Here is a 20,067-nt window from a genome sequence, read left to right on the forward strand (position 1 = left end):
GGTGCCCGGAGCGGACCGGCGATCACCGGGAGCGGGCCACCGCCCACTCCCGGCCACCGGCCCGCTCCGGGCACCACCCCCCTGCATTCCCGTGTGGGCACCGCATCCCGACCAAGGACGAGGAATCCATGGATGGTCAGCCGACCGCCGAGGTCATCGAGCAGATCCGCGACATTCCGATCTACCGTGAGTCGCTGGCGAAGGGGCACTTCCCCCTGCTCGACAAGCCGGAGATCGCGCGCGGCTTCCCCCGCAACTGGATGACCCCCCGGCTGGCCGCGGCACTGGAGTCCGGAGAAGCGGAGTTCGTTCTCTCCACCGGCACCCACCACGCCCGGATGCAGATCATCCGCCCCCCGTATTTCCTGCTGCACTCCTACTACCGGCTGTGGAGCGAACACCCCGATATCGCCGGCACCTGGGAAGCGGGCTGCCGACGGGTCTCACTGACCACGGTGCTGGCCACGGAACATGTGGCGCGGGTCAATGCCGCACGGCGCGGTACTCCGCCGGATCCGGTGCCCGCCCCCGCCGACCGGCAGCTCGATGCGCGTACCTGCTACCTCAATCTGCGGCTCGACCCGGCGCTGTGGGAGCGCGACGAGGTGGTGCGGATGCTCCGGGAGATCCGGGCCGCCGCGCGAGCGCACCCGCGCGGCTGGTACCACCTCGACTGCTCCGGATATCACCTGGCGCAGCTGCTGCGAAAGGTCACCGAATGGGGGCTGTGGGACGACTTCCCGCCGCCCGCCAGCATCATCCACGCGTACGAATACACCCCGGTGAACGTCCGGCGTTTTCTGCACCAGCACTTCGCCTGCCCGGTCATCGACCTGTTCGGCAGCACCGAGCTCGGATATCTCTACTTCAGCGACCGCCGCGGCACCTACCGGCCGCATCTCGACAAAATGAGCGTCGAACTCCATCCGGTCGCCGACGGCAGCACGATCCACCAGCTCATCGTCACCAGTGTGCGCAATCCCTTCATGCCGCTGGTGCGGTATCGCTCGGGCGACTGTGTACGCACCCTGGACGGGACGCCGGACCCCGGCAAGATCTCCCAATTCTGCGGCCGTGAAAAGGAATTGCTCGACACTCCGCACGGCCCCGTGGCGCAGGGCGACCTCGACCGGTGTATCGGCGAGGCGTCCTCGCAGGTCTTCGTGTACCAGTTGCAGCTGACCGGCGAGGCGACGGCACGGCTGGTGTACACGACGTTCGACGGCACACCCGTCGAGGCCGGCCGGGCCACGGCGCTGGAGGAGGCCATCGGTGAACTGACCGGGCGGCGCTGCCGGCTCGACCACCGCCCGCACATCCCCATCGGGAAGTCGGGAAAGTACGCCTGGCTCACGACCGGCCACTGAACCGCCCGGACGTCTTCCTCACCCGGACAGGAGAAGCATGACCACCCCGCCGCGGATGTCCCCCGACGCTCTCGCAGACCTGCTCGGCAAGGCGCTGTACACCGAAGTGGTGACGTATTTCGACGGCAAGAGCGCCGCGCCGCGAGAGTTCGTGGAGCGCCAGGTCACCGAGTGCCTGCGCTATCTCTATCTCGTCTCCCGGCATCACGACCGGCTCGGCGGTCTGTTCCTGCCCGTCGAGCAGGACATCGACGAAATCTGGCACTACCTCATCCTGCAGACCCGCGAATACCGGGCGCTGTGCGAGGAACGGCTGCCGGGGCGCTTCTTCATCGAACACCGCAGCATCGCCTACGAGGACTACCAGCAGGAGCCGGGCCGCGAGCAGGCCCTCGAAGAGGCACTGCGCTGGATTCCGCTGTACTGCCGGGAATTCGGGCCGTTCGACGAGGGAGCGCTGCCGCACTGGACCATGGTGCGCTTCCTCCATGAGCAGATGGGGCTGTCGCTCGCGGACATCGCGGCGCTGGAGCCGATGGCGACGGCGTGAAACCCGTCCTCACCGGTCCCCCGTCCGGCTCGAACCGAAAGGAATCATGAGGGCTCGCCACGCTGACCCCGTCGAGGGCGAAGCACCGGAACAGCGGCGGATTCTGGCTGTTCTGGTCTTCTCCCAGATCCTCAGCGGCGCAGGTCTCGCCGCGGGGATCACCGTCGGCGCGCTGCTCGCCAAAGAGATGCTCGGCTCGACCGGCCTGGCGGGCGTGCCCAGTGCGCTGTTCACCGCCGGGGCCGCGCTCGGCGCCGTCGGCATCGGCCAGGTCTGCCGGCGCCACGGGCGGCGCCCCGGTCTTGCGCTCGGGTACGCCGTCGGGGCGCTGGGCAGCCTCGGGGTCGTGGTGGCGGCCGCCCTCGGCAACGTGGTGCTGTTGTTCGCGGCCCTGGTCGTCTACGGAGCGGGCACCGCGACGAACCTGATGGCACGTTACGCGGGGGCGGATCTGGCCTCGTCCGCACGGCGCGGGCGGGCCGTGAGCACCGTGCTCTTCGCCACCACGCTCGGTGCGGTGATCGGGCCCAACCTGGTGACGCTGACGGGCCGGGTCGCACACTCCTGGGGCATCCCCCGGCTCGCCGGGCCGTTTCTGCTGGCCGTCGCCGCGTTCGGGGCGGCGTCGGTGGTCCTGGCCGCCCTGCTGCGGCCCGATCCGCTGCGGCTGGCCGAGAAACTGGCCGCGGCGCAGGCCGAGACGGCGGCCGGGAGCCCCGCGGGCGAGGCCGCCGGCGGGCCGGATGCCCGGCCGGACCGGCGCGGGGTGGTCACCGGCACCGCGATCATGGTCCTCACCCAGCTCGTGATGATCGCCGTCATGACGATGGCACCGGTACACATGCAGGCACACGGCCATGGCACGCAGGCGGCCGGATGGGTCATCGCCCTCCATGTCGGAGCGATGTTCCTGCCCTCCCCGCTCACCGGCCTGCTGGTCGACCGGGTCGGCCGGCGGTGGATCGCGGGCGCGTCCGGTCCGGTCCTGCTCGCCGCCGGGGTGGTGGCCGCCTCGGCACCGGATTCCGTGCCCGCGCTCGCCACGGCACTGGTGCTGCTCGGCCTCGGCTGGAACTTCGGGCTGGTCAGCGGCACCGCCCTGGTCACCGACGCGCTCCCACCCGCCCGTCGTGCATCGGCGCAGGGGCTGGTGGACGTCGGCATCGCCCTCGCGGGTGCCACCGGGGGGATGCTCTCGGGTCCGGTCGTCCTCCTGGCCGGCTACCCGACGCTGGCACTGGCCGGCGGAATCCTCGCGATGGCGCTCGTACCCGTCCTCGCGTGGGCGGCCCGCCGGCCGCCGCACGCCGTCACCGCGCCCGCGGCTCCCCCTACGGAAACGGAACAGGCATGAACATCCCTTCGCTGGACGGATGTTCCCGGCTCCGCTTCGGGGAATTCTGGAAACTTGGCGTCATTTCTCGTTATCCCGCTCGAAACCTGGATGCTGCACTGTGAAGGCAGAGTGGGACCGTACGGACGAACCACGGGGGGCGATGATGCGGAAGGACACCTGCGTAGCGGGCATACCCGTGCTGCGCCTGTGCCGTATGTCGCTGACCGCCCTGCTGGTGGTCGCGGCCTTCCTGCTGGGTGGTGCGGCGGCGGCGCCCGGTGCGGCGAAGACCGCGTTCACCACCCCGTCCGCCGCGAAGTCCGCGAGCACGCCGGCCGTCAAGCCCGGCGATGACAGCAAAGAGGAAAAGGCCAAACGCGAGCCCGAGCGCGGCCAGCCCCGGCGCACCGCCCGGACCTCCGTCGGCGTCCCCCAGCACGCCGGCCGGCCGCTACCGCCGTTCAGCGCGGGTGCCGTGGCTCCCATCGCCACGACGGACTCCGGCGCCCCGGCGGCCGGCAGCTCCACCAAGGCCGTGTCCAGAGGTGCCGGGCTCACCGTCCTGCACTGCGTCTTCCGCTGCTGAGAGCGGCGTGGTGGCCTGCCCCACCCCCGCACCATGCACGTTTCCGCCACCACCCCACAGTGGCACCACTCATCAGCAGGAGACCTCCTCGTGGAGACCTTCATTCAGCATGCCCGGGGCCTGACGGCCCGTATCGCCGACCGGCGAGAAGACCAGGAGACCTACGGCCGGCTCGCGGCCGGACAGTCCCCCCTCGCCCTGTTCATCACCTGTTCCGACTCGCGGGTCGTCCCCGCCCTGATCACCGGGGCGCAGCCCGGCGAACTCTTCGAACTGCGGACCGCCGGCAATGCCGTGCCCGTCTACCGCGAGGACATGACGGCCTGCGCGGAAGCGGCCACCATCGAGTACGCGATGCGCGTACTGGGCGTGGCCGACATCGTGGTGTGCGGTCATTCGCACTGCGGCGCGGTCGGCGCCAAGGCCCGCGGTGAGGACCTGACCGGCGCACCCGCCGTACGGGACTGGCTGGCGCTGCAGCTGTCCGACCAACTGCCCAAGGACGAGGAGCCGACGGTCGCCGCGGCGGTCCAGCAGCATGTGCGCGAACAGCTCGACCGGCTGCGCGGCTACCCCTGTGTCCAGGAGCGGCTGGCCGCCGGCGAGGTGAATCTGCACGGGTGGTTCTACGAAGTGCACACCGGCTTGGTGGCCGCGCATCACCCGTCCTCCGACCTGTTCCTCCCGCTGTGAAGGCGGGCGTGCACCTCATGAAGCGATTCACCTCCTTCCGGGCGGACTTCACCGCCTCCCTCGTCGTCTTCCTCGTGGCCGTCCCGCTGTGTGTCGGGGTGGCCGTCGCCTCCGGGGTACCGGCCGAGCTGGGGCTCGTCACCGGCGTGGTCGGCGGACTGCTCACCGGCCTGCTCCCGGGCAGCAGCCTTCAGGTCAGCGGCCCCGCCGCCGGTCTGACGGTGCTGGTCTTCGAAGCCGTCAAGGAGTACGGCATCGGCGCGCTCGGCGCACTGGTACTGGCGGCCGGCGCACTGCAACTGGCCATGGGTGCCCTGAAGTTGGGGCGCTGGTTCCGGGCGATCTCGGTCGCCGTGGTCCAGGGCATGCTGGCCGGCATCGGCCTGGTCCTGATCGCCGGACAGCTCTACGCCCTCGCGGACGCCAAGGCGCCGGGCAGCGGACTCGCCAACCTCGGCGGTATGCCCGGCCTGATCGGCGACACCGCGGGGTCGGGGACGGCACTGGCCGCGCTCGCCATCGGCGCCGGCACCATCGCCGTCCTGGTGCTGTGGCCGCGCTGGCGGCGCGCCGCGCGGATCCTGCCGGCACCGCTGGCCGCGGTGGCGCTCGCCACGACCGCGGTATGGGCACTGGATCTGCCCGTCGCACGCGTCGAGGTCAGCGGGCTGCTGGACGCGATCCAGCCGCCCGGCCTCGCCGACCTCGGCCGGCTCACCGATATCGGTGTGCTCGGCACCGTCCTCGCCTTCGCGCTGATCGCGTCCGCCGAGTCCCTCTTCAGCGCCGCGGCGGTCGACCGGCTGCACGACGGGCCGCGCACGGACTACGACAAGGAGCTGATGGCCCAGGGCGCGGGCAACGCGGTCTGCGGCATCCTCGGTGCCCTGCCGATGACCGCCGTCATCGTCCGCAGCGCGGCAAATGTCCAAGCGGGCGCCCGGACCAAGGCCTCGCGAGTGCTGCACGGTGTCTGGCTGCTGGTGTTCGCCGCGGCGTTCCCGGCCGCGCTGGGTGTGGTGCCGGTGGCGGCGCTGGCGGGCGTACTGGTCCATGCGGGCTGCAAGCTCATCCCGCTCAAGGAGCTGCGGCCGCTGTGGCGCGAGCACCGCGGTGAGGCGGTGGTTCTGCTGGCCACCGCCCTCGCGATCGTGACGGTCAACATGTTCGAGGGCGTCCTCATCGGCCTGCTGATGGCCGTCGCGAAGACCGCCTGGGAGACCTCCCATGTCCACCTCGACATCGACACCCCGGACGACGAGGACGAGCCGGTGCGGGTACGCGCCGTCGGCAACGCCACCTTCCTGCGGCTGCCCAAGATCCTCGATCAGCTCGACTCGCTGCCCGCCGACCGGGAGGTGGAACTCGACCTGAGCGGGCTGCGCCATCTCGACCACGCCTGTGGCGCCGCGCTGACGAACTGGGCCGAGCAGCACCGTCGTACCCGGCGGGCCGTGGAGCTGGTGTCCTGACGACCGGCCCGCCCGGCGGTACGGTCACCACTCCGTACAGCCGGGCGGCGGCGCCGGGAAGATCCCCCTCGTCAAGGTTGTTGAGCGAAGGCCAGGCCGGTCGCGGTGGACACAGCGGCCGGCGCCACGCTTGTCGTCGTCGAGGGGACGGACGGTATGCCTCTTCAGGGTGAGTACGAGCCGAGCCCGGAGCAGTGGGTGCGTGATCAGGTCGAGGAGTACGAAAGCTCCGGCGGCAGGGAAGGCACCACGATCCGGGGGCTGCCCGTCGTGGTCCTGACCACCCGGGGTGCGAAGAGCGGAAAGATCCGCAAGAGCCCGCTGATGCGGGTGGAGCATGACGGGACGTATGCGGTGGTGGCCTCCATGGGCGGCGCACCCCGGCACCCGGTCTGGTACCACAACGTCGTGGCCGACCCGCGGGTGGAGCTGCAGGACGGCCCGGCGCGACGGGACATGACGGCCCGTGAGGTCACCGGCGAGGAGAAGGCCCGGTGGTGGGCCCGCGCGGTCGAGGCGTACCCCGATTACGACGACTACCAGAAGAGGACGGACCGGCAGATCCCGGTGTTCGTCCTGGAGCCGGCGGCCACGGCGCACTGATACCGGGTCCCTCGTGACGCTCAGAGCGTCACGAGGGAGACCTCGGTGGCCTTGACGCTGGTCCACACGGACACGCCGTCCGCAAGGCCGAGTTCGAGGGCGGCCGAGGGGGTGATTTCGGCCACCAGGTCGGGGGCCTCGTGCGAGGTGACAAGGATCCGCAGGCGGCTGCCCGCCGAGGTGATTTCCCGGACGGTGCCCGGCCAGACGTTGCGGGGGCTGCCCGTGGGCTTGTCGAGGTGCAGGGACACGGCCTCGGGGGCGATGATCGCCAGTGCCCGGGCGCCGTCGGGGAGCCGCTCGGCGGCGACGAGGCGGCCGCCTTCGGTGAGCGCAAGGCCGTCGCCGGTGGCGGTGCCCGGCCAGGCATTGCGGCCGAGCATCCGGGCGACCCAGGGCGAACGCGGGTGCCGGGTGACCTCGGCGGGCGGTGCGTCCTGGAGGGCGCGGCCGTCCTCCAGGACGAGGACACGGTCGGCGAGCGAGACGGCTTCGACGGGGTCATGGGTGACGATCAGGCAGACGCCGCCGAAGCCCGCGAGATGGCGGCGCAGGGTGTGCCGTACATGGGCGCGGGTGGTCTGGTCGAGCGCGGCGAGCGGTTCGTCGAGCAGCAGGAGACGGGGGCGGGCGGCCAACGCCCTGGCGAGGGCGACGCGTTGCGCCTGTCCGCCGGAGAGCTGGGCGGGCTTGCGGTGCGCGAGCGGGCCGACGCCGAGCCGGTCGAGCCAGAGCTGTGCCGTACGGCGGGCCTCGGCGCGCGGGGTGCCATGGGCGCGCAGCCCGTAGGCGGTGTTGCTCAGGGCCGTCAGGTGCGGGAAGAGTGCGCCGTCCTGCGGGACCCAGGCGACCCCGCGGCGGTGCGGGGGCAGCGTGGTGACGTCGGTGTCGCCGAGGCGCAGCGTGGCGCGGGCACGCGGGGTGAGCCCGAGCAGGGCACGCAACAGGGTGGTCTTGCCAGCGCCGTTGGGGCCGACGACGGCGAGGGTGGTGCCCGGTTCGGCGTCCAGGGTCAGCTGGTTGAAGCCGGTGACGTCGGCGTGCAGCGGCCAGCTTTCCGGGGGCGCCGCCGGCGTCGTTGCGGGCTCCTCGACGCGGGGGGCGGGTGCCGGCGCGAGGCCGGTGTCGTCGGTGGTGGGGACGGTGCGGGCGGCGCGGGCGGTGGTGGCACCGGTCCAGCGGCCGCGCAGCGCGACCAGCACGCCCATGGCGATGACGAGCAGCAGCAGCGAGACCGAGGTGGCGGCGTCCGGGGACCCCTGGAGCAGCAGGTAGACCTGGAGCGGGAGGGTCTGGGTGGTGCCGGGCAGATTGCCCGCGAAGGTGATCGTCGCGCCGAATTCACCGAGTGCGCGGGCCCAGGTCAGTGCGGCTCCGGCGGCGAGACCGGGGGCGACCATGGGGAGGGTGACGGTGCGAAAGACCCGTACGGGTGAGGCGCCGAGGGAAGCCGCGGTCTCCTCGTAGCTCGTGCGCAGTCCGGCGAGCGTGCCCTCCAGGCTGATGACGAGGAACGGCATCGCGACGAAGGTGGCGGCGACCACGGCGCCGGAGGTGTGGAACGGCAGCACGATCCCGAAGGTGTCCTCCAGCCAGGGGCCGAGCAGTCCGCGGCGGCCGAAGCCCATGAGCAGTGCGACACCGCCGACGGTCGGCGGCAGCACCATCGGCAGCAGCACCAGCGAGCGGACCAGCGCCTTGCCGGGGAAGCTGACCCGTGCCAGCAGCCAGGCCAGGGGCACCCCCAGCAGCAGGGCGAGCCCCAGCGCACAGAACGACACCAGCAGCGACAACCGGAGCGCTTCGAGCACGTCCGGGCTGGTCAGATGGGTGCCGAGGTCGCTCCAGGTGGTGCGGGCAAGGATGCCGGCCAGGGGCATCAGCAGGAACGCGATGGCGACCAGCGCGGGTACGGCCAGCGCGACGGGGGTACGGCTGCCGGGCGCGCGGAGCCTGCCTGCCGGGGGCCGGGCGAGGGTGCGGGGGCGTCTCATCGGGGTCCCTGGGATTCGGGGCGGGCCGGGGTACGGCGGCGCGCACGGACCGGGCCGCGGTACGGCGGCGGGGGGGGGGGGCCCCCCCCCCCCGGCCCCCCCCGGGGGGGCGCCCCCCCCCCCCCGGCGCGGGCGGGGGGGCCGCCGCCCGGGGCGGGCCGGCGGGGGGTGGGGGGGGGGGGGGGGGGCGGGGGGGCCCGGGCCGGGGGGGGGGGCGGGGGGGCCCCCCGGCCCCGGGGGGCGGGGCCCGGGGGGGGGGGGCCGGGGCCCCCCGTCCGGGTCACGGCTGCTGGAAGCCGGCCTGCTGCAGGAGCTTCTGCGCCTCGGGGGTGCTCAGCCACTTCACGAACGCGGCCGCGGCGGCCTTGTGCTGAGAGGCCTTCAGGGTGGCGGCCGGGTAGGAGGCGACGGCGTTCTGCGCGTCCGGGATGTCGACGGCGTCGACCTTCTTGGGTGCGGTGGCGGCGTCGGTCTTGTAGACGATGCCGGCGTCGGCCTCGCCGAGCTCGACCTTGCTGAGCACCGCGCGGACGTTGGGCTCCTGCGAGACCGGCTTGACCGTCAGCTTCTGGGCGTCCAGGACCTGCTTGCTGTAGCGGCCGACCGGCACCTCGGAGGCGGCGAGGACGACCTTCAACTTGCTGTTGGTGAGCGCCTTGAGGTTGTCGATCTTCTTCGGGTTGCCCTCGCCGGTCGCGATGACCAGGCGGTTCTTGGCGATGACGGTGGGCGTGCCGGCGTCGGCCTTGAGCCCGTCCATGGTCTTGGTGTCGGCGGTGACCACGGCGTCGGCGGGGGCGCCCTCCTTGACCTGGGCGGCCAGTTCCTGGGAACCGGCGAAGGAGAAGTGCACCTTGGTGCCGGGGTGTTCCTTCTCGTACACCGCACCGGCCTTCTTGAAGACATCGGTCAGCGAGGAGGCGGCGAGCACCGTGAGGTCCGCCTTGGGGGCGGCGCTGCCGGACTTCTCGGTGCCCTCGTCCTTCTTGCTGTCGCTGTTGCCGCCGCAGGCGGAGAGCGGAACGAGGAGGGCGGCGGTCACGAGCGCGGCGGCGGCGCGGCGTCCGGTGAAGAGCTGGGACATGGGCGGGACTCCTTGGAACGCGGGACGACGGGTGTCGTCCGAGCGGATGGGAAAAGCCGCGCCGGGACGGGCGACGCCGCTGGTGTGCGCAGCCGGCCGGTGGGGGACGGTGGTGGCGATCGGCTGGGTGCTACCGCGGTGGGTCAGGTGCGGTCGATGTGCACGCTGGTGGACTTCACACGGGCGGTGGCCTGCATGCCGACCTCCAGGCCCAGTTCCTCCACCGCTTCCCGGGTCAGCAGCGACACCAGGCGGTGCGGGCCGGCCTGGATCTCGACCTGGGCGGCGACATCGCCGAGCTTGACGGCGGTGACGATGCCCGGGAAGGCATTGCGCGCGGAGGTGTACGAGGCGTCGTCCTCATTGGTGCCGGTCTGCGCCACCTCGATGGAGAAGGCGGCCAGGTCACGGCCTTCGATGAGGCGGCGGCCGCTGTCGTCACGATGGGTCGCGACCTTGCCGGCGTCCGCCCAGCGGCGGGTGGTGTCCGGGCTGACGCCCAGCAGCCGCGCCGCCTGGCCGATCGTGTAGGACTGCATGTGCGACAAGATATGCGGTATCGGCTCGCATTTGCAATTCCTCGGGGGAAGCTATATGGCAGCTGCCAGGTCGCCTGGAGGAAGGAACGAACGGCGGCCCGCCGAGCGGTGCGCACCCCGAATGACCCACGGAATTCTCCGGGCGTCCGCTGTTTTGCCAGGCGCATTCGGATATCTGCCCGGCATCTGCCAGGCATGCCCGGACCGCGGCGCGTTGTGTGGTTAGGGTGCAGATAATCAGAGCAGGGAAAACGCGACATTCCACCCTTCGCTTTCCACTCCCCGGTGAGGCATATCCATGAGCCTGAGCATCCGTAACCAGATTTCCGGCACCGTTCTCTCCGTCACCCCCGGCGAGGTCATGGCGACCGTCAAGGTGCGTTTGGAGGGCGGCCAGCAGATCACCGCGGCGATCACCCTGGAGGCGGTGAAGGAGCTGGGCATCGAGGAGGGTTCCACGGTGCGCACACTGATCAAGTCCACCGAGGTCGCGCTCGCCACCGGCACGGTGGACGGTCTGAGCATCCGTAACCGGATCCCCGGCACCGTCACCGATGTCACCACCGGCGGCGCGATGGCGGGCGTCAAGGTCGCCGTCGCCGGCGGGGAGCTGACCGCCGCGATCACCAGGGACGCGGCCGAGGACCTGGGCCTGGCGGCCGGCGCCGAGGTCACCGCGCTGGTCAAGTCGACCGAGATCGCGCTCGCCGCGGTCTGACCGCGGCCCCGCCGAAGTCCCCGGCGCCACCGAGGACTTCGGCCCTTCCGGAAGCGGTCAGGACGCGCCCGGCCCCGGCCCGCCCGAGCGGAAACCGTCCGCCTCGGGCGGGACGCAGGTCCCGAACCAGATGCCGGTGATGGCGCTGATGTAGCGGGCCCCGCAGCGGTCGGACGGGACCACCAGCTGGCTGCCCGCCGCGTCGAGCGGCCGCCCGTCCATGGCCGTGGCCAGCAGGACCGGGGCGTCGCCGAAGTCCGCGTCGAGCTCCGCCCAGGACAGCGCGGTGTGGTGCCCGTCCCGGCCGGTGACCGCCAGGACGTAGCGGGAGCGGTCCTTGCGCCGCCGGACGTCGAAGGCCGGTTCCGCCGCGTCGATGACCTCGCGCAGCAGCGGCCCCTCGAAGGTGTGGTGCTGCGGCCCGTTGGCGGCGCAGTCGAAAGCCACCTCGGCCCGCCGCTGCGGCCACCGCTCCCGCAGCTCCGCGACGGTCAGCACGAGCGGATGCCGGAGCTGACCGCGGATCAGAAAGCGCCGGGGGCCGGCGGGTACGGCGTCCATCGGCGTCGGGCCTACGGCGGTGGTGCGGCGGGACGGCGGGCCGAGTCGGCTCATTCGGGACCCCCTGGAAACGCTCCGCGCGGCGGCTGCCTCTCTGTGATGCCCGACCGGCCCGCGCCCGAACCACGGATGCCGGCCATCTCCGCCTCTTCACCTGGCTGGTGTGAGGCAAAGGCGGCGATCAGGGCGGCATCTCCGCGGCCGCGAAGCGGGAGAGCTGGGCGATGGTGCAGGTCGCCGCGATCTCCAGCGAACCGTCCGGCTGCCGGGTCAGCGGCTCCCAGCCCATCCGGCTCAGGTCCACCAAACGCCGTATGTGCGGCTGTGGTTCGGAGAAGAGGTAGGTGCCACCGCCCGCCTGGGGGTACCTCCCAGCGTTAGCTGGGGGAGCGTCGCCGCTGCGCCACGGGGCGCGCTGCCGGGCGTCACGTACGTCCCGCACCGTGTTCAGGTCCATACCGTCGAGTGAAGCAACGCCGCCGCCTCGGGCACGACTGGTGCGCAGTACGGAAAAACACCATGGCCGGGGCCGCTGTCTGGAGGATCAGCCAAGAGGGCTTTGGGCGTCGGCGGCTGGCATTTACGATGCCTGTACTCACTTTCGCCTCGTGAATGTGAGATGCCGGGGTCACTCCCGGCAGCCGCCCAAGGAGTCCGCACATGCACGTCCAAGATCTCCTTCAGCTCGACTCGCTCGATCTGACCCTGCTGTGGGGCGAGGGCCCCCTGCTCACCCGGGAAGTCAGTGGTGTCACCGCCACCGAGCTGGCGGACCCGGCGCGGCTTCCGCAGCCGGGCGAGTTGGTGCTGAGCGGACTGGTGTGGTGGACGCCGGACGCCGACCGCACGACGGTCGACCGTTTCGTCTCGGCGCTGCACTCCGCCGGGGCGAGCGCGCTGCTGGCAGGCGAGGAGACCCATGGCACGGTCCCGGATGTCCTGGTCGACTCCTGTCGTGAGCGGGGCATCGTCCTGCTGGCGGTGCCCGCGCACACCACGTTCCGCGCCATCACGGAGGCGGTGCACCTGCGCCAGTGGGGCGATCTGAGCCGGCGCCCCACCGAGCACCACACGCTGCCGGAGAACGTCCGCACCGAGCTGGCCGGTCTGCTCGCCGGGAACGCCTCGCCGGACACCCTGCTGGACCGTGCCTTCGCCCATCTGGGCGGGCCACCCTGCTATCTGGTGACGGCGACCGGACGGGTGATCGCCCGGACGCCGGCCGCCCCGCAGCTGCCGGCCGAGCAGGCCGCCCGGGAGCCGGCGGCGGCCGGCACCGGTCTGCGGATCGACGGGGAGACGGGACCGTACGACGGCTGGCAGCTGTATCTGCGGGACGCGGCCGACGCCCCGCCCCGGGTGCTGCACGAGATCGCCGAGGTCATGGCCCGGTACCGCCACCGTGTCGAGCTGCGGCAGGCGGCCGGACGGCGGGCGGCGGACGAACTGCTCGCGCTCGCCGGGGCCGGTTCGTCCGACGGGCCGGCCGACGGTGCGGCACTGGAGGCGGCGCTGCACGCCTGCGGGTTGCCGGCCACCGGTCCGTACCGGGTGGTGGCCGCATCGGGCGGCGAGGAGAGCGACCAGACGGTGCGCGCGCTGGCCGAGGCGTTGCGGCACTCCCCCGGTGAGCCGTTCGCAGCGGGCCGGCTCCCGGGCGGCGAGGCGGTCGCCGTCGTGTGCGCCCGGCCCGATGCGGCGGACCGTCTCCCGCTCGGCGGCCCGTGGCAGCTGGTGCACGCCTGCCGGCCGCAGACACCGCTGCACGCCGGGATCAGCGGTCCGGTACCGGCCGCCGACGGGCTCAACTCGGCGCTGAGCCAGGCACGTTACGCACTGGCGGCGGCGCGAGCCGGCGCTCCGGGCGGCGCCCGGGTGACCTCCGTCGAGGAGCTGAGCACGCTGGGCGCGCTGCTCGCCGGGGTTCCCGCCGATGTCCGTACGGCCTTCAGCAGCCGGGTGCTGGGCCCGCTGGCGCGCGCCGGGAGTACCTCGCACCGGATGCTCCTGGAGACGCTGGAGAGCTTCCTCGCCCACCACGGGTCATGGGCGCGTACCGCCGCGACGCTGCATCTGCACGTGAACACGGTGCACTACCGCATCCAGCGCATCGAGACGCTCACCGGCCGCGATCTGTCCCGGCTCGATCACACACTGGATCTGCAGGCGGCGCTGCTCTGCCGCTGAGGGGCTTCAAGGGCCGGCGGGTACCGGCGGCCGGCAGGTACCGGCGGTCACCGGGTACCGGCGGTCGCCGCGTACGGGCGGTCACCGGAAGGGCGGCTCAACTTCGCTCGCCCGCCCGGTCGATATGCACATGGGTGGACTTCACCCGGGCGGTGGCCCGCACCCCGACCTCGATCCCCAGTTCCTCGACGGCCTCCCGGCTGACCACCGACACCAGCCGGTGCGGGCCGGACTGGATCTCGACCTGGGCGATCACCTCGTCGAGGGTCACCTTGGTGACGATCCCGGCGAAGGAGTTCCGCACCGAGGTCAGCACCTCGCCCGGCACCGGATGCAGCCCAGCGGCGCGCTCCTTGGCGAACGCCGCCAGGCTCACCCCGTCGATCACCCGGTTTCCCACGCCGTCCCGGTCCATCCGCAGCTGCCCGCCATCGGCCCAGCGGCGGACGGTCTCCGCACTCACACCCAGCAGCCCGGCTGCCTGACCAATGCTGTATGTCGGCACCCTCGCACTCTAAGGGGTACCGGCACCGTGCCGACCGGCGCTGCGCGGACGGCCGGGCAGCGGCCCGAAGAGTCGGGTTCGACGCCCCCTCAGGCGCCCCTGAGGGCTGCGGCACGCGCGGCGATGTCGGCCACGATGCGGCCCGCCGGGACGACATCGTGGAGGAGACCGGCGCTCTGGCCCGCGTAGAGAGCGAGGGCTTCCAGGTCACCCGACATACCGGGCATGGGGACCATGTCCTCGTAACGCGACCAGGTCCGTCCGTCGGCGCTGCCGGCCACCACGGCGCCTTCTCCGGGACGGTTCGGCGCGGCGGGCCGGTTGGCGGCCTCCCAGGCGCTGAGTGTGGAGTTGCGCAGCGCCCGGTGCGGGGCGTCGGGCCAACCTCCGTCGAAGCACCGCGTGCGTACCGCGTCCTGCGGCGCCGCCCGGATCACGGCTTGGCGGTAGACCTCGTGCGTGGCCGCCTCGCATGCCGTCAGGAATCGGGTGCCCACCCAGCCGGCTTGGGCCCCGAGAGCGAGTACGGCGGCGAGCCCGCGACCGTCGGCAATGCCGCCCGCCGCGATGACGGGCACCGGGTGTACCGCGTCCACGACTGCGGGCACCAGCGCCATCGTGGCGGTCTCCCCGCGCACATGGCCGCCTGCTTCACACCCCTGGGCCACGATCACGTCGACGCCTGCGGCAACCGCGCGTTCGGCCTCGTCGACGGAACCGACGGTGTGGAGGTGAACGGCGCCGGCCGGGCGCGCGCGTGCGGCGACGGCCGAGGGATCCCCCCAGAACGTCGAAATGATCGGCACGCTCTCCGCCAGGCAGGCATCGAGGAGTTCGCCGACCGGGAAGTCCAGCACCAAGTTCACGGCGAAGGGCCTCGGCGTCAACCGCCGGACCTCCCGGATCCGGCGCACCGCCTCTTCTGCGGTGACCCACGTCAGAGCGAGGGTGCCGAGCCCACCCGCCTCCGCCACGGCAGCCACCAGATCCGTCGTGACCGCGGACCCGATGGGCGCCTGCACCACGGGCACCTCGATTCCCAACTGCCGGCACAGAGGTGTCATCAACGGCGTCACATCGACCCTTCCCGGAGGGAGTGTTTCGATTTCCGAATCACGGGCGATGTTAATGTTTCGGAAACCAAATCACCAGGGTCGATCCGCAGGAGCGCAGGAGGGCCGCGATGGTCACACCGACGCCAGGACAGCCGGTGCGCGGCTCGACCACCGGACGCCCCCTCATGGCCGCGCTCGATCTGTTCGGCCGGCGCTGGAGCCTGCGCGTGGTGTGGGAACTGCACGAAGGCGCCCTGGGTTTCCGTGCCCTTCGCGGACGCTGCGGCAACATGTCCTCCAGCGTGCTGCGTCAACGCCTCGTCGAACTGATCGAGTCACGCCTGGTGCACCAGACTCCGGACGGCCACTACGCCCTCACCGAGCTGGGACAAGAGGCTCACACCGCACTCAGCCCCCTCGTCGACTGGTCGACCGCCTGGGCCGCCGCACTGGCCGAGCAGTCCACCGATCCCGACGCTCCCACCAGTCCCGACGCTCCCGCCAATAGCGCCCCGGACACCCCCGAAGCGGGGCCGGAGCGGACCTAGGGTGACCCAGGGTCCGTCTTCGAGGTCGTCGAACCCCACCCCCTGACACCCCCCGACACGCCCCTGACACCCCCCGGCACGCCCCTGACACCTCCCCCCGGCACCAGTCGGGCACCCGGCAGCGCCGCGGCGGGCGTCCACTCCGCGCCGTGCATCCGAACAGAGCAGTCCGATCCCCCATCGGTGCGGCTCCGTCACCCTTGGAGCCCTTTCCCCCTGCACCTGCCTGCCGTGCCGGAGGGAACGCCATCAGCCGGACACGACACGGCAGTTGAACGTCACGGTTCGGATCGGGAGACATTCACCCCCACCCGAAAGGGTGTTATTTGTCAGATTTTTCCCCTTGCATCGTAAATATGCCGATGTGAATCTGGGATCCCATTCGTCGAAGGAGTTGATCGCATGGTTACGGATCGCACAGCGCCGGTCGAGACGGCCGCCCTGGCCGCCGAGGTCGAGGGACTGCTTGAACCCGCCGAGGCCGACGGTGTCTTCCGCGATACCCGCGAGTGTGGAGGTGCGCTGCTGCTGGCCGCGCTGCTCCTGATCTCGCCGCCCACCCCCCGCCCCAAGACCGACGTTCGCTGAGGCTGAGGGGAAAGCGTTGGCTGAACAGACGCCGGGAGCAGTCCCGCTGAGCGCTGTGATTGCCGATGCCGCAACCGGGGTCGCCCTCGCCCTGCGGGGCGAGGGCGACCCTTATGCGTTGTCGGCCCTTCTGCGGCAGAGCGATGCGCTGGCCCCGGCCGCCATCCGGGTGCTCGGCGCCGATGTGCTCGCGCCGTACGCAATGGACCATCCCGCAGCGCCCGTCGGCGGGGACGATGCCGAGGTCGTCCGGCAGGCGCTCTCGGCCTATCCACCGGGAACGGATGCCTCGGAGGTGTCGGTGTGGACGTACCGGGGCCTGGTCGAGGCCTCGCACGCGTTTCTGTCCGGAAGCGCACAGCACTGGCCGCCGCCGCCCGAGGCCGCGGCCGGCTGGGTCGAAGCCGACCCTTGGCCGAAGCTTGCGCACCGCGTGTCACAGCTCGCCACACTCGCGCTGCCCGGGCTGGCGCCCGGTCTCGCCGAGCAGCTGGCGGCACGCACCGACGATCTGGCCCGTGGCTTCGTCCGGGCGGTCCGCCGCCGGGACTGGCTGCAGGCGGCCGGTCTGGGCCGTTGGCTGTCCCGGCTGCCCGACGTGCCGCAGACCCTGGGGCTCGACAGCGGGCTGGCGTTCGTCCGCCACATGGGCGGCGGTGACCCCCGGGTGACGCTGCACATCGTGGCCGCCCAGCGTTTCTACGGGCGGGGTTGGTGACCGGCGACCGGGGCGACCCCGGGCTGCTGGACCGGATGGTCCACAGCAGCCTGGGGTGGCTGGACGAAGCGCGCGACCACTTCCGCCTGCCCCCGAACGTCACCACGGACGCCGACCCCAATCTGACCCTCAAACCGCTGGGCGAACTCGCCGAACTGACCCAACTGATCGGCGTGCTGCATCCGGGTGACGAGATCCGGCAGACCGCCCGCGGGCTGTTCGCGTTCGCCTGGAACGAGACCCGCGACGGCGAGCTGTTCGCCGAGCTGATCCGCGGGGAGCCCTTCGCCACCTATCCGGTCGAGCTGTACGGCGTGTTCGCCCAGGCCGGGCTGCGCCATGCCGAGGCCGACAAGCTGGTGGACCTCACGACCCGGCTGCGTGGCTGGCGGGTGGCCCGTGAGGATCACACCCGGACGCTCGGTGTGCTCAACGCGGAGCGGCGGATCGGGCTGCGGCAGCACGCCGACTTCGGCGCCGTCCTGGCCCTGACCGGCCTCGGCGGGCTGCCGGAGCCCTGGGCACTGGACCGCAAGGCGGCGTACGGCCTGACCCATGACGTCTTCCACCTCACCGACTGGGGGCGCAACCGGCAACGGCTCTCCCCCGAGCTCGCCGGCTATCTGCGGCTGTGGCTCCCCTCCTGGCTGGAGAACTGGCTGGAGGAACAGCTGTGGGACCTGGCCGGCGAGTTGCTGGCCGTGACGGCCTGCCTGCCACAGGCCCCGTACCCCCCGGAGGCCTGGCAGCGGCTGGCCGGCGCCCAGGCGGCCGACGGCAGTGTGCCGGAGATCGGCGCCGCCCCGCCCGCCGGCGACCGGGCCGAGTCGTTCACCGCCTGCTACCACTCCACCCTGGTGACCGCGTTCGCCGCCACCCTCGCCCGTATCGCCTCCGACGAGGCCGAGGCCGGGCCCCCGGCCGGGGATACGGTGAGGGCGGACGGGCGGACCCCCTGCGAAAGCGAGACAGCCCCGTGACCGTGACGGCCGCATCCCCCGCCTTGCTGCACGGTGTCGGCGACCGGGCCCTGGCCTGGCTCGACGATCACCGTGAGCACTTCCGGCTGACCCCCGACGACTTCGCCACCAACGGCGCGGTCGTCGAACGGCTCAAGCCCATCGGGGAGCTGGCGCTCAATATGCAGGTGCTGTTCCGGGAGGGCGTGGCCGGCTCCCGGCAGAAGGAGCGGGCCGGGAAGCTGCTGGACTTCGCCTGGCGGGAGCTGCTGGACGGCGGCAATGTGCCGGCCCGGCTGCAGCACGACGAGCCGCTCTCGCCCGTGCCCCTGGAGATCTATGCGACCTTCCACGAGCTCGGCCACCGCCACCCGGGGCTGGAGGCCGCGCTGGAGGTCTGCCGGCGCACCACCACCTGGACGGCGCTGGAGATGATGCCCAACCGGCGGCTCGGCGTGCTCAACGCGGAGCGCAAGCTCGGCCTGCCGCCCAGCAGCGACTTCGACCGGGCCGTGGACCGCACCTGGCTGGGGCAGCTGCCCGAGCCGTGGACGGTCCAGCTGCACATCGCCTACGACCTCACCCACACCGTCTTCCACCTCACCAACTGGGGCGAGGCCCCCGAGCGCATCCCACCGGCGATCGCCGACTACCTCGCGCGGTATCTGCCCGCCTGGATGGAGGACTGGGCGGACCTCGAACACTGGGATCTGCTCGGCGAACTCCTCGTCGTCGACGCCTGCCTGCCGCGCCCCACCCTGGACGCGGAACTGTGGGCGCGCTACGCCGCCGCCCAGTCGCCCACCGGCGCGATGCCCATCCAGCGCCGGATGCCGCAGGGCGACCCGGCACGGGTCTTCGACCTGGTCCACCACCCCACCCTGGTCGCCGCGTTCGCCTCCGCGATGGCCACCTCCCGGGCCCTGTCCGCGGTCGGATGACCCCCGTCAGCGCCGGATCCGCGCTCGGTGACCGCCTCGCGGACGCGGTCACCGGGATCGACGCGCCGGACGTCGTGCTGGCCGTCACCCGGAACGGCCGCCGGACCGTGATGACCGGCGGCTCGGCGCTGGCACCGCCCACCCCCCGCCATGCGCTGCGCTACGAACTGGGCTCGCTCTCCAAGACCTTCACCGTGCTGCTGCTCGCCGAGCTGGCCAGGGACGGTGTGCTGTCCCTGGACGACCGGCTCGTCGACCGGCTGCCCGAGCTGCCGTTGCCGCTGCCGCACCCGCACTCGCGCCGGATCACCCTGCGGCATCTGGCCACCCACACCTCCGGGCTGCCGCGGATCCCCGCCGACCTGATCGCCGGCGCGCTGGTGCACCCCTATGCCAACGGCTACGCCCAATACGACACCGGGCGGTTGCTGCGCACCTTCGCCCGCACCCGGCCGCGGCACCGTCCCGGCACCCGCTGGCGGTACTCCAACTTCGGGCTGGCGCTGCTCGGCCCGGCCCTGTCCGGTGCCACGGGCGCCGGTTACCCCGCCCTGCTCACCGACCGGGTGCTGCGCCCCCTCGGGCTGACGGACACCACGCTGGGCCCCGGCACCACCGGCACCGACGCCATCGGCCACCGTACGAACGGGGTGACGCCGGTCGGCAGTGCCGACATGGGCGCCTTCGTCGCCGCCGGGTCGGTCCGTGCCACCCCCGGCGATCTCCTCACCTACCTCGAAGCGCACCTCTCCCCCGACGGCACGCCGCTGGCCCGGCCGCTGCGCGACGTGCAGGTGCCGCTGCTGCGCCGGGGCCGGCGCAAGCGCAACACCCACACCCTGACGTGGTATCAGCATCCCGCTGCGCGCGGGCCGTTGCTCTTCCACGTCGGGGCGACCTTCGGCCAGCAGGCGTTCCTCGGCTTCCACCCGGCGTCACACACCGGGCTGGTCGCACTGGCCACCCGCCGCGGCCGCACCTGCCGGATGATCAGCACCGCCTACGAGCTGCTGTACGCCCTGGCCGGCGAGCCCTCCGCCTGAGGCGGTGAGGACCGCCGCCG

The 20,067-nt window shown here is 72.3% G+C and carries 21 protein-coding genes and 1 pseudogene; 15 read left to right on the plus strand and 7 right to left on the minus strand.

The window, feature by feature from the left end; genetic code table 11:
* Positions 1 to 128 precede the first annotated feature (128 nt).
* The 7 genes from ACF088_RS24040 to ACF088_RS24070 all read left to right on the plus strand — a co-directional run bounded on the left by ACF088_RS24040 (position 129) and on the right by ACF088_RS24070 (position 6,607).
* A complete protein-coding gene (locus ACF088_RS24040; protein WP_392377833.1) occupies positions 129 to 1,367 on the plus strand; it encodes a hypothetical protein in 1,239 nt (412 codons plus the stop codon).
* A 37-nt stretch (positions 1,368 to 1,404) separates the two neighbouring features.
* The gene (locus tag ACF088_RS24045) at positions 1,405 to 1,917 is read left to right on the plus strand and encodes a hypothetical protein (RefSeq protein WP_392377834.1); all 513 of its coding nucleotides are present in this window, start codon (positions 1,405 to 1,407) and stop codon (positions 1,915 to 1,917) included.
* 46 nt (positions 1,918 to 1,963) lie between these two features.
* On the plus strand, positions 1,964 to 3,271 hold the full coding sequence (locus ACF088_RS24050; RefSeq protein WP_392377835.1) for an MFS transporter: 1,308 nt from the start codon (positions 1,964 to 1,966) through the stop codon (positions 3,269 to 3,271).
* Positions 3,272 to 3,371: 100 nt separating this feature from the next.
* Positions 3,372 to 3,839, plus strand: coding sequence for a hypothetical protein (locus ACF088_RS24055; RefSeq protein WP_392377836.1), 468 nt, complete (start codon positions 3,372 to 3,374; stop codon positions 3,837 to 3,839).
* A 90-nt stretch (positions 3,840 to 3,929) separates the two neighbouring features.
* A complete protein-coding gene (locus ACF088_RS24060) occupies positions 3,930 to 4,532 on the plus strand; it encodes a carbonic anhydrase (RefSeq protein ID WP_392377837.1) in 603 nt (200 codons plus the stop codon).
* 17 nt (positions 4,533 to 4,549) lie between these two features.
* Positions 4,550 to 6,004 (plus strand): SulP family inorganic anion transporter, encoded by a 1,455-nt coding sequence (locus ACF088_RS24065; protein ID WP_392377838.1) that lies wholly within the window; start codon positions 4,550 to 4,552, stop codon positions 6,002 to 6,004.
* A 156-nt stretch (positions 6,005 to 6,160) separates the two neighbouring features.
* Positions 6,161 to 6,607: a nitroreductase family deazaflavin-dependent oxidoreductase gene (locus ACF088_RS24070; protein ID WP_392377839.1), complete on the plus strand. Its 447-nt coding sequence runs from the start codon at positions 6,161 to 6,163 to the stop codon at positions 6,605 to 6,607.
* Between the two features lie 20 nt (positions 6,608 to 6,627).
* Here ACF088_RS24070 and ACF088_RS24075 read toward each other — a convergent pair whose 3' ends face one another.
* The 3 genes from ACF088_RS24075 to ACF088_RS24085 all read right to left on the minus strand — a co-directional run bounded on the left by ACF088_RS24075 (position 6,628) and on the right by ACF088_RS24085 (position 10,224).
* Positions 6,628 to 8,601 carry an ABC transporter permease gene (locus ACF088_RS24075; protein ID WP_392377840.1) on the minus strand — a complete coding sequence of 658 codons (1,974 nt, stop codon included), beginning with the start codon at positions 8,599 to 8,601 and terminating at the stop codon, positions 6,628 to 6,630.
* Positions 8,602 to 8,881: 280 nt separating this feature from the next.
* Complete coding sequence (gene modA, locus ACF088_RS24080; protein ID WP_392377841.1) at positions 8,882 to 9,685, minus strand: molybdate ABC transporter substrate-binding protein; 804 nt, start codon at positions 9,683 to 9,685, stop codon at positions 8,882 to 8,884.
* 143 nt (positions 9,686 to 9,828) lie between these two features.
* Positions 9,829 to 10,224: a molybdopterin-binding protein gene (locus ACF088_RS24085; protein WP_392377842.1), complete on the minus strand. Its 396-nt coding sequence runs from the start codon at positions 10,222 to 10,224 to the stop codon at positions 9,829 to 9,831.
* 298 nt (positions 10,225 to 10,522) lie between these two features.
* Here ACF088_RS24085 and ACF088_RS24090 point away from each other — a divergent pair, with 298 nt between their 5' ends.
* Positions 10,523 to 10,942: a molybdopterin-binding protein gene (locus ACF088_RS24090; RefSeq protein WP_392377843.1), complete on the plus strand. Its 420-nt coding sequence runs from the start codon at positions 10,523 to 10,525 to the stop codon at positions 10,940 to 10,942.
* A 57-nt stretch (positions 10,943 to 10,999) separates the two neighbouring features.
* On the opposite strand, the gene ACF088_RS24095 is transcribed toward ACF088_RS24090, so the two are convergent.
* Positions 11,000 to 11,557: a molybdopterin-dependent oxidoreductase gene (locus ACF088_RS24095; RefSeq protein WP_392377844.1), complete on the minus strand. Its 558-nt coding sequence runs from the start codon at positions 11,555 to 11,557 to the stop codon at positions 11,000 to 11,002.
* Between the two features lie 148 nt (positions 11,558 to 11,705).
* Positions 11,706 to 11,960, minus strand: a pseudogene (locus ACF088_RS24100) (hypothetical protein); the annotation flags it as partial.
* Positions 11,961 to 12,163: 203 nt separating this feature from the next.
* Between ACF088_RS24100 and ACF088_RS24105 the strand changes: the two are divergent.
* The gene (locus ACF088_RS24105) at positions 12,164 to 13,690 is read left to right on the plus strand and encodes a PucR family transcriptional regulator (RefSeq protein WP_392377845.1); all 1,527 of its coding nucleotides are present in this window, start codon (positions 12,164 to 12,166) and stop codon (positions 13,688 to 13,690) included.
* Positions 13,691 to 13,787: 97 nt separating this feature from the next.
* Here ACF088_RS24105 and ACF088_RS24110 read toward each other — a convergent pair whose 3' ends face one another.
* Positions 13,788 to 14,195, minus strand: a complete 408-nt coding sequence (locus ACF088_RS24110; RefSeq protein ID WP_392377846.1) for a molybdopterin-binding protein — start codon at positions 14,193 to 14,195, stop codon at positions 13,788 to 13,790.
* A gap of 89 nt (positions 14,196 to 14,284) precedes the next feature.
* The gene (locus ACF088_RS24115; RefSeq protein ID WP_392377847.1) at positions 14,285 to 15,259 is read right to left on the minus strand and encodes an NAD(P)H-dependent flavin oxidoreductase; all 975 of its coding nucleotides are present in this window, start codon (positions 15,257 to 15,259) and stop codon (positions 14,285 to 14,287) included.
* 119 nt (positions 15,260 to 15,378) lie between these two features.
* Between ACF088_RS24115 and ACF088_RS24120 the strand changes: the two genes are divergently transcribed.
* The 6 genes from ACF088_RS24120 to ACF088_RS24145 all read left to right on the plus strand — a co-directional run bounded on the left by ACF088_RS24120 (position 15,379) and on the right by ACF088_RS24145 (position 20,047).
* Positions 15,379 to 15,798, plus strand: coding sequence for a winged helix-turn-helix transcriptional regulator (locus tag ACF088_RS24120; protein WP_392377848.1), 420 nt, complete (start codon positions 15,379 to 15,381; stop codon positions 15,796 to 15,798).
* A gap of 402 nt (positions 15,799 to 16,200) precedes the next feature.
* Positions 16,201 to 16,386, plus strand: a complete 186-nt coding sequence (locus ACF088_RS24125) for a hypothetical protein (RefSeq protein WP_018091704.1) — start codon at positions 16,201 to 16,203, stop codon at positions 16,384 to 16,386.
* A 16-nt stretch (positions 16,387 to 16,402) separates the two neighbouring features.
* A complete protein-coding gene (locus ACF088_RS24130) occupies positions 16,403 to 17,104 on the plus strand; it encodes a hypothetical protein (RefSeq protein WP_392377849.1) in 702 nt (233 codons plus the stop codon).
* Positions 17,101 to 18,084 (plus strand): DUF6895 family protein, encoded by a 984-nt coding sequence (locus ACF088_RS24135; protein WP_392377850.1) that lies wholly within the window; start codon positions 17,101 to 17,103, stop codon positions 18,082 to 18,084. The genes ACF088_RS24130 and ACF088_RS24135 overlap by 4 nt, the downstream gene beginning before the upstream one ends.
* Positions 18,081 to 19,004: a DUF6895 family protein gene (locus ACF088_RS24140; protein ID WP_392377851.1), complete on the plus strand. Its 924-nt coding sequence runs from the start codon at positions 18,081 to 18,083 to the stop codon at positions 19,002 to 19,004. Before ACF088_RS24135 ends, ACF088_RS24140 begins: the two co-directional genes overlap by 4 nt.
* Positions 19,001 to 20,047 (plus strand): serine hydrolase domain-containing protein, encoded by a 1,047-nt coding sequence (locus tag ACF088_RS24145; RefSeq protein ID WP_392377852.1) that lies wholly within the window; start codon positions 19,001 to 19,003, stop codon positions 20,045 to 20,047. The genes ACF088_RS24140 and ACF088_RS24145 overlap by 4 nt, the downstream gene beginning before the upstream one ends.
* Positions 20,048 to 20,067 lie beyond the last annotated feature (20 nt).

This window comes from Streptomyces sp. NPDC015125 (assembly GCF_043080045.1).
Taxonomy (GTDB): domain Bacteria; phylum Actinomycetota; class Actinomycetes; order Streptomycetales; family Streptomycetaceae; genus Streptomyces.

Excerpts from the sequence above, each read along its gene's own strand:
- ACF088_RS24040 (WP_392377833.1), top strand. The coding sequence starts at position 129 with ATGGATGGTCAGCCGACCGCCGAGGTCATCGAGCAGATCCGCGACATT.
- ACF088_RS24045 (WP_392377834.1), top strand. The coding sequence starts at position 1,405 with ATGACCACCCCGCCGCGGATGTCCCCCGACGCTCTCGCAGACCTGCTC.
- ACF088_RS24050 (WP_392377835.1), top strand. The coding sequence starts at position 1,964 with ATGAGGGCTCGCCACGCTGACCCCGTCGAGGGCGAAGCACCGGAACAG.
- ACF088_RS24065 (WP_392377838.1), top strand. The coding sequence starts at position 4,550 with ATGAAGCGATTCACCTCCTTCCGGGCGGACTTCACCGCCTCCCTCGTC.
- ACF088_RS24070 (WP_392377839.1), top strand. The coding sequence starts at position 6,161 with ATGCCTCTTCAGGGTGAGTACGAGCCGAGCCCGGAGCAGTGGGTGCGT.
- ACF088_RS24075 (WP_392377840.1), bottom strand. The coding sequence starts at position 8,601 with ATGAGACGCCCCCGCACCCTCGCCCGGCCCCCGGCAGGCAGGCTCCGC.
- modA (WP_392377841.1), bottom strand. The coding sequence starts at position 9,685 with ATGTCCCAGCTCTTCACCGGACGCCGCGCCGCCGCCGCGCTCGTGACC.
- ACF088_RS24085 (WP_392377842.1), bottom strand. The coding sequence starts at position 10,224 with ATGCAGTCCTACACGATCGGCCAGGCGGCGCGGCTGCTGGGCGTCAGC.
- ACF088_RS24090 (WP_392377843.1), top strand. The coding sequence starts at position 10,523 with ATGAGCCTGAGCATCCGTAACCAGATTTCCGGCACCGTTCTCTCCGTC.
- ACF088_RS24095 (WP_392377844.1), bottom strand. The coding sequence starts at position 11,557 with ATGAGCCGACTCGGCCCGCCGTCCCGCCGCACCACCGCCGTAGGCCCG.
- ACF088_RS24105 (WP_392377845.1), top strand. The coding sequence starts at position 12,164 with ATGCACGTCCAAGATCTCCTTCAGCTCGACTCGCTCGATCTGACCCTG.
- ACF088_RS24115 (WP_392377847.1), bottom strand. The coding sequence starts at position 15,259 with ATGACACCTCTGTGCCGGCAGTTGGGAATCGAGGTGCCCGTGGTGCAG.
- ACF088_RS24120 (WP_392377848.1), top strand. The coding sequence starts at position 15,379 with ATGGTCACACCGACGCCAGGACAGCCGGTGCGCGGCTCGACCACCGGA.
- ACF088_RS24125 (WP_018091704.1), top strand. The coding sequence starts at position 16,201 with ATGGTTACGGATCGCACAGCGCCGGTCGAGACGGCCGCCCTGGCCGCC.
- ACF088_RS24145 (WP_392377852.1), top strand. The coding sequence starts at position 19,001 with ATGACCCCCGTCAGCGCCGGATCCGCGCTCGGTGACCGCCTCGCGGAC.